10 protein-coding genes are annotated in these 7,322 nt (G+C 40.9%); 4 read left to right on the plus strand and 6 right to left on the minus strand.

What is annotated here, in order from left to right; genetic code table 11:
• Nucleotides 1-4: 4 nt before the first annotated feature.
• Nucleotides 5-346: a helix-turn-helix domain-containing protein gene (locus tag A5886_RS07495; protein ID WP_086274379.1), complete on the minus strand. Its 342-nt coding sequence runs from the start codon at nucleotides 344-346 to the stop codon at nucleotides 5-7.
• Nucleotides 347-546: 200 nt separating this feature from the next.
• Between A5886_RS07495 and A5886_RS07500 the strand changes: the two genes are divergently transcribed.
• Nucleotides 547-810, plus strand: coding sequence for a LexA family protein (locus A5886_RS07500; protein ID WP_086274380.1), 264 nt, complete (start codon nucleotides 547-549; stop codon nucleotides 808-810).
• 43 nt (nucleotides 811-853) lie between these two features.
• On the opposite strand, the gene A5886_RS07505 is transcribed toward A5886_RS07500, so the two are convergent.
• A complete protein-coding gene (locus tag A5886_RS07505) occupies nucleotides 854-1,801 on the minus strand; it encodes a DNA/RNA non-specific endonuclease (protein WP_086276014.1) in 948 nt (315 codons plus the stop codon).
• Nucleotides 1,802-2,083: 282 nt separating this feature from the next.
• On the opposite strand from A5886_RS07505, the gene A5886_RS07510 reads away from it, so the two are divergent.
• From A5886_RS07510 to mgtE, 3 genes are all read left to right on the plus strand, one after another.
• Nucleotides 2,084-2,782, plus strand: a complete 699-nt coding sequence (locus A5886_RS07510; protein WP_086274381.1) for an ATP-binding cassette domain-containing protein — start codon at nucleotides 2,084-2,086, stop codon at nucleotides 2,780-2,782.
• A complete protein-coding gene (locus tag A5886_RS07515) occupies nucleotides 2,779-3,891 on the plus strand; it encodes a hypothetical protein (RefSeq protein WP_086274382.1) in 1,113 nt (370 codons plus the stop codon). Before A5886_RS07510 ends, A5886_RS07515 begins: the two co-directional genes overlap by 4 nt.
• A gap of 119 nt (nucleotides 3,892-4,010) precedes the next feature.
• Nucleotides 4,011-5,378 (plus strand): magnesium transporter, encoded by a 1,368-nt coding sequence (mgtE, locus tag A5886_RS07520; RefSeq protein WP_256926171.1) that lies wholly within the window; start codon nucleotides 4,011-4,013, stop codon nucleotides 5,376-5,378.
• Nucleotides 5,379-5,538: 160 nt separating this feature from the next.
• On the opposite strand, the gene A5886_RS07525 is transcribed toward mgtE, so the two are convergent.
• From A5886_RS07525 to A5886_RS07540, 4 genes are all read right to left on the minus strand, one after another.
• On the minus strand, nucleotides 5,539-5,886 hold the full coding sequence (locus tag A5886_RS07525; RefSeq protein WP_086274383.1) for a DUF2200 domain-containing protein: 348 nt from the start codon (nucleotides 5,884-5,886) through the stop codon (nucleotides 5,539-5,541).
• 76 nt (nucleotides 5,887-5,962) lie between these two features.
• Nucleotides 5,963-6,250, minus strand: a complete 288-nt coding sequence (locus tag A5886_RS07530; protein ID WP_086274384.1) for a hypothetical protein — start codon at nucleotides 6,248-6,250, stop codon at nucleotides 5,963-5,965.
• The gene (locus A5886_RS07535) at nucleotides 6,247-6,522 is read right to left on the minus strand and encodes a hypothetical protein (protein WP_086274385.1); all 276 of its coding nucleotides are present in this window, start codon (nucleotides 6,520-6,522) and stop codon (nucleotides 6,247-6,249) included. The genes A5886_RS07530 and A5886_RS07535 overlap by 4 nt, the downstream gene beginning before the upstream one ends.
• Before the next feature lie 31 nt (nucleotides 6,523-6,553).
• Complete coding sequence (locus A5886_RS07540; protein WP_086274386.1) at nucleotides 6,554-6,922, minus strand: hypothetical protein; 369 nt, start codon at nucleotides 6,920-6,922, stop codon at nucleotides 6,554-6,556.
• Between the last annotated feature and the right edge of the window lie 400 nt (nucleotides 6,923-7,322).

The following is a 7,322-nucleotide window of genomic DNA, read 5'->3' on the forward strand; positions in this document are numbered from 1 at the left end:
ATAGTTATTTTTGACTCTTTTTTCGTTTTAATTTGATAAAATCAATATAATCAAGAATATCGGCTACTTCTTCTTCGGACATGGACTCATCGACCATACTGACTATTTTTTGTTGTTTTTCGTTTAACTCGTCAGAAGAATAATAAACAGGTTCACCGATCAGCAATGCTAAGGGAACTGAAAGGGCATCTGCTAATTTTTTGGCGGTTTCGATATGGGCAGTCTTTCGTTTACCGTTTTCAAAACGAGAAATCTGGGCTGCGCTTACCCCTGATTTCAGCGCCAATTGATTGACGCCAAGTTGTTTTTCTTCACGAAATTTTTTTAGATTTTCGCCAAAACTCATGTGTGTTCCTCGTTTCATTCATTTGTTAATTTTATGATACGGGCTAAAGAATTGAAATGCGATGAAAAGTAGCACCGAATAGAAAAAACTGTTGTTCATGGGTAATTTCTGCTTTATACTGTTACCAAAAGACAATATCGTGTTTGAAATATGTATCGTTAGGGATCAAATATGACTATCTAGTAGAAAGGGGACACTGTATGTTACGAAGAGATCGAATCATTGTATTTATTGATAGCTACATGCGAGAACAAGGTTGTTCACCTACTGTCAGAGAAATTTGTGCCAATGAAGGAATCAAGACGACATCACTGATCCACCGTCATTTGGTTCGGTTGGAAAAAAAGGGGTTGCTTTACCGTGAGCGCCGTTTTCAATCCCGCGGTTTGCGCTTTACGGATAAAGGACGGGCTTATGTATCTGAAGTGAAAGAATCAGAACTCATGGCCGTTCAAAGTGAGTGAGTAGATTTGCTTATGGCCAAAATAAAAAAGCCAGTTGGCTTTTTTATTTTGGCGCACGGTAACCAGCAGCTTTGGCTTCGGCGATCGTTTTAAACCACTCTTTCGGATTGGTTGTATCCTCATAATAGGCTGATCCCGGCACATGATAGATGCCGCTTTTTGACCCTTTGATCAACCCATTGCCTTGTTTATCAATATAAGTCACTTGATCAGCCGGCGTATCACTTTTAGCTTTGGCGGACGTATCTGTTGATTCCTGACTTGTCTTTGAAGTTGTCTTCTGAGATTTTAGACTGCTTGTGCCATCTTGATAGTTGATGGTGACACCATCTTGGATATTGAAGATATAGATATTGAACTGAATCGTATCATCACCGATCGATTGGGCTTGCATTTGAACCCCTCGAGCAACTAATTCCTCCCCGCGATAAATGGGGGTAACGGCATAACGGACATAATGACTGGTATTTTGTTTTAGGTAATGATTGATATCCATTTCAAATCGCAGCATCTCAGGGTTGTTCAATTGACTAGTACCCGTGATCAAGTTTTTCCAGTTGGCATTTTCACCCGCTAAAGCAAAACCAATCAAATGCGTCCGATTATATAAGTAGCTACCGCTAGGCAACTCTTTGTTGCGCCATCCAGTTGGTTTGACACTTGAAATATCGCCACGTTTTTCTGTCGGCATCAGTGACTGATTCAACATTGCCTCAGCCGAGGTTGCCCGGTTGAGAGAATCTAAGTCGCCATAACGCGCCCAAGCACCTTCTGATGTAGAGAGAGCCGCTTGAGAAAAGGTAGGTTGGTTGTTGTTTACTTCGATCGTCTGTATGCCATCATAATCCAGTTGGGCCAGCTCTGACTCAGCAGCACTGAAAGTAGATTGCGTTTCTTCGGAAGGTGAGAAGAAGGTCTGCTGCCCCCAAATCGCTAGACCGATCAGACCAACTACGACCAAACTGCGTATAGAACGTTTCTTTTTTTTCATATCGCTATCCTTTACTTTTTTCTTTAACCTCGGTTTATTATATAACATTTTTGCCAGAATCAAATAGGAATATTCACATTGATCCAATTTTATTCCTCATGCGTCTATCAGTGTCGTTAATTTATCTTAAAACAAAAAATAGTTCCGTGGTTTTAATTTTTATTGATAAAAAATGTGCAATAGGATAGGATGATTATGAAGGGGAATAAAAGAAATACATATCATTGAAAAAAACTGATTCATTCAGCGTTTATTTGTTTGTGAGGGGAGACGAAATGCAGCATGTTGACTTGTAAAAAAATAGAACTACGTCGATATAAAGAACCTACGATCAAAAATTTGACATTCCAATTGAATCCGGGGGAAATATGTGCGATCGTGGGTCCGGTAGGCGTTGGAAAAAAAACGTTGCTTCAAGGCATCGTTGGCCTGCTCCCTTTACGTAAAGGTGCGATCAAGATTCATTCTCTATCCCTCACACAAAACCGGCAATCTTTTCTAAAATCAATCTTTTATATAGAATCGCCACGGCATTTGTCTGGTGACTTAACAGTCAAACACCATCTGGCTATGGTCAAGAAAGAATGGTGTTCAACGAAAGATATGGCTGTTGTCAGTCATATGTTTGCACTGACGCCGCATCTCAACAAACGACTTAACCAATTGTCTCGCGAGCAAAAGGTTCAGGTAATGATGGCACTGTATGTAATGAGCGATTGTCCAGTCATGATGTTTAACGAACTATTGACGTTGCATCTGCGCAATAAAGCGGCATTAAAAAAGTTATTGGTTTATCTTCAAAAAAACGGCAAAACGGTTTTATTTACTACGTCGAGCTTATATGGTCTTTCCGAACTATGTCATCGCGTATTTTTCTTACATCAGGGACAGATTGCCTATATCGCTCAGCCGGATGAAGATTTGATGACGATCTATCATCATTTCTATCCTGCCAAACCAAGACAAGGAGAAGAGATATGACACGAGAATGGCGGCAATTGATCAAACATAAATTTTCCAGCTTGCCGTTTCTGGTTTTTTTTATTCTTTTGATGCTGCCTTTCTTGTTTCAATTGTTTACACATCGATTTTCAGAGACATCTGAAACAGCATTCTGGCAACAACAGTTGATTCATGGGCGGGAAATTGAAGCAGGTTTATCAGGTGTCAGCATGCAGGAGACGGACCTGCTTTACTTGACAGAGCGAAATACGCTGGTCAGCCACTGGCTAGAAGCAGATGAATTGTTGGATAAAGAAAACATGTTGGCCATTGAAGAAAGAATCATTACACAGGATTTATTGTATACGGGGGCGTTACACATTGATCCAAGAAGTGCGCAGGTATTGCGGCAGAGGCAGGTAGAATTGGCTTATTTGCTGGCACATCCAGAAGTACGACCAGTCAACGATTCTTTTCTTGCGGCATCTGCTTTGTCATTCTTTATAACTTGGGTGCAAAATATGCCGAGCGTGATCATTCTATGCATATTTTCTTTAGGTTTTACATTTATTTTCGGACAAGAAAAGCGAACTGGAACCATTCATTTCTTAAATATCATACCGATGCATCCCATCCGCAAAGGACTGAATAAGTTTTGTTGCGGGTGGTTGTATATGATAGGATCATTTTGTATGGCTGTTTTGGCATTCTTGGGTATTGGTACTTTGTTTACTGGCTTTGGTCACTTGCATTACCCAGTGATCATTTATCGTGGTCCTCTGCAAGTGTTCGCAATTGAGACATCGCGTTACTTGTTTTATATTTTTATGTATTTATTGTGTATCGTTACGTTTTTATCCTTGATCAGTTTTACTACCTCATTATTTGTGCGCAAATCGTGGAAACAGCTTATTTTTCTAGCAGCAATCATTGTATTGATCAAAGAGCCTTTTTTGGGTAGTGATTCGGCAGGGCATTGGCATATACTGAGTCCCTTCAGTGACATGAACAATAGTCGGCTCATGATAGCATTAACAGCTGCGCCGTTCAATTTCTCGGTATGGGCACCGATTTATATTCTCATGCTTATCAACGGGTTCCTGCTCTTGCAAGCATTATGGCTCATTCACAAACGGCAACGTATGTAACGAGCATATCGCTGATAGTTCAGTTACTTGACTGAATGGGATCAAGCTACGATACTTGAGGAAAGACTATGAATCAAAGATGATTTTTTAGGATCATAAGGTCCATTGTAGAAAAGGAGATGATCCAGGTGGAAGAAACACTGCTACAACATTTGCATGCAAACAATACCGAAGCGTTAAAGACATATCTCTTAACAGTCGAGGAATTGCCATTATTACAGATGTTTACACCTTTGACAGCCAATGAAAAAGTCATTGTTTTCCGTTTGCTGCCAAAGGACAAAGCACTGGCACTATTCGAAGCACTGCAACCTACGGCTCAACATCATCTGTTGCGTTCTTTTACCGATGAAGGAGCAATGGAATTCTTCAACGATATGGCCCCGGATGTTCGGGTTCGTCTACTTGACGAGCTGCCAGCCAGCGTCACAAAAAAACTACTGCAATCTCTGAGCGCTTCTGAAAGGGATACAACGAATCTGCTCTTAGGTTATGAACGAGAAACAGCGGGACGTTTGATGACGCCAGAATTTATTACGTTAAAGAAAGAGATGACGGTTGACCAGGCCTTGGCGAAAGTTCGCTTGCAGGCCAACGAAAAAGAAACAATCTATACATTGTATGTCACGGATCAAACAAAAACGTTGCTTGGTGTTTTAACTTTAAAAGAACTTTTGATTGCCCGTGGCGAAGAGCGGATTGCTGACATTATGTCCCATGAAGTAATTTACGTGTCGACGGATACGGATCAAGAAGAAGCAGCTCGGTTGCTGAATGAAATTGATGTCATCGCTATGCCCGTCGTGGATCGTGAATCACGTATTGTCGGGATCATGACCGTCGATGATGCCATTGATGTTCTTGAACATGAGACAACGGAAGACATGTTCAACCAAGCCGGTTTAGCGGACGTCGCTTCCAATGAAGCGGATCGAAGCAATGTCTTGATCAATGGAACTGTTTGGCAAATTTGGAAGGTCCGCTTGCCTTTCTTAGTGATCACATTGATTGCTGGTTTGTTAGCTGGTGTCGTGATCGATGAATTTGAGCAAACACTTGAATCTGTCGCAGCTGTCGCTATTTTTATTCCTTTGATCATGGATATGGGAGGCAACGTCGGCACCCAGTCATCTACAGTCTTTGTCCGAGGGATGTCATTGGGCCATATCGAACTTGCTTCATTTACAAAATACTTTTTGAAAGAAGTTTGGATCGGATTCAGTTTGGGATTGATCGTTGGTGTGATTTCCGGTGTTGCAGCAGCTGTTTGGCAAGGCATTCCGATGCTTGGTGTCGCCGTCGGCATTTCACTGGTCTTTGCAATGACGTTGGCTGCAGCATTGGGTTTCTTGGTTCCATTTGTTTTGATTAAATTAAACATCGACCAAGCAGCCGGATCAGCACCAATCATTACCTCAATCAAAGATATCGCTGGTTTGTTTATCTATTTTGTATCTGTGAATGCCTTGTTGGGGCATCTGCTTTAAAAACATGCCAAGCTGTCGTAAGCTATTACACAAAAAGCCACCCTCACTACGTTGGTACACGTAGTGAGGGTGTTTTAGGCGTATGCCCCTGCCAAGGTAGTTTGAGTATAGCTGTTTTTTCTAAGGAAAACAATCATTTCTAGCAATCTATCTAGCAAAATCACCGTAAGATCTTCTCCATGGTTTTTCCTTTTGCCAATTCATCGATCAACTTATCTAAATATCGAATCTCTTGTACCATTGGTTCTTGAATCTCTTCTACACGAATCCCGCAAATCACGCCAGTGATCATTTTTCTATCCGGGTTTAATTCAGGGGCTTGTGCGAAAAAGGCAGCCATCGATACTGCGTTGGCCACTTGCTTTTCGATACCTGCTTCGTCGTAACCAGTCAGCCAATAGATGATTGCATCGACTTCCGCTTTGGTCCGTTGTTTTCTTTCGGCCTTAGCAATGTAGAGAGGATAGACTTTTGCAAAACTGATTTCTGTGATCTGTTGTCTAGCCATGTACAGACCCCTTTCTGGTTTTCTTATAGCATACTGGATTGACTATTGATTGTCGAGAGTCAGCATACATAGACTATTAGAAGATGATTTTTCCTTCTTCTTCGCGAAACCCGTAGACTTTCTGTGTTTGCTCGCCATCCCAGTAACGCAAGGTCAAATTTTTGTGCAACATCAATTGGGTATATAATTCTTTTAGTGCTAACGCTGGTTTGTTTGGCTCAAAAAATAAAATCAGCTCACCGTGGCTATCGACAGCTATAGTGGTGAAGGGAACCAGGTTCTTTTGATATTGTAAATATATACCCCTCAATGTCTCCGGCTCAAAACCATTAGATAAAGCGGTCAGTAAATCTCGGGCTCTCATGATTGTTCCACCTTTGCAGGTTGTTGGTAATGATCTATATCCAGCATGATGCGCGTTTTGCCATAAACGGCGTATTTGTGGACCACAAATTGTTTCCGTGCATTCCATTGTCCACCAACAACGACATACATCCCTTCCTCAACATCGCCTAAGAAGTTCAAGCTATGCTTGCCAATCAGGCAATTGGTCGTACCGATCGTAAAACGAAGGAGGGGAGGCGCAGCAAAAGACAACATTTTGATTTTTGAGACAGTCCCTTTCATTGTTTCCAAGATCAATCATTCCTTTCAATAGACTTCGTGTTTATCCTTCTACATCAAACCATTTCTTTTCTTCAAAAAATGCCGCATGGCGAATTTCATCATAATGGATCTTCTCCGTTGTTTCCCCGCATAAATAGATACCGAGGGAATCGTAGCCGCTGATTTTGCCGATGATATCTGGGGGATAGTGACCCTCTTGGTCGACTTCTTCTCGTTGGATCGCCACCGTTCGGTTTTTTTTCATCGCTTCAAATAAGCACTGATTGATTTCTTCTGATGTGAGTGCTTCTTTCGGCGGGCAGTGAAACTGTCGTAAGATTTCTGTATCGATTTCTGTTGTATGCTCGGAAAGAAAAAAACCTTGCCACTTTAATTTTTTTCGATCCTCATAGGGTTGTATCATACCCATCACAATCACCTCTCACATATATCATACAAACATTTGTTCCCTTTTGTAAAGCGAACAGTTTTTTAAATTTCACATTGGAAAGATGTTTTGATTTCATTCTGATTGAAATGAGAATCGTTCCTTTCAAACGTCATCTATCAAATACCTGAAGAATCAATTATTCCGCAAGCAACAGGTAGACCATCTCGTGTATCACCAAGAATAACCAGCAGCATCAAAGGGAGTACATGAATAAATTGGAATATACCAATTGCGATAAAGGAAGTGGCACGTCTAAACTAAATGAAAATAAAATGATAAATCAGACTATTTAAATGATTAAAAACTCATATTTTTTTTATTTTCAGAAAATGTTTTCAGCGGAAATCACCGCCGAAAAATAAGGGGCGCTGTATTTCCT

Source organism: Candidatus Enterococcus testudinis (genome assembly GCF_002140915.1).
In the GTDB taxonomy this organism is placed as follows: Bacteria; Bacillota; Bacilli; order Lactobacillales; family Enterococcaceae; genus Enterococcus_D; species Enterococcus_D testudinis.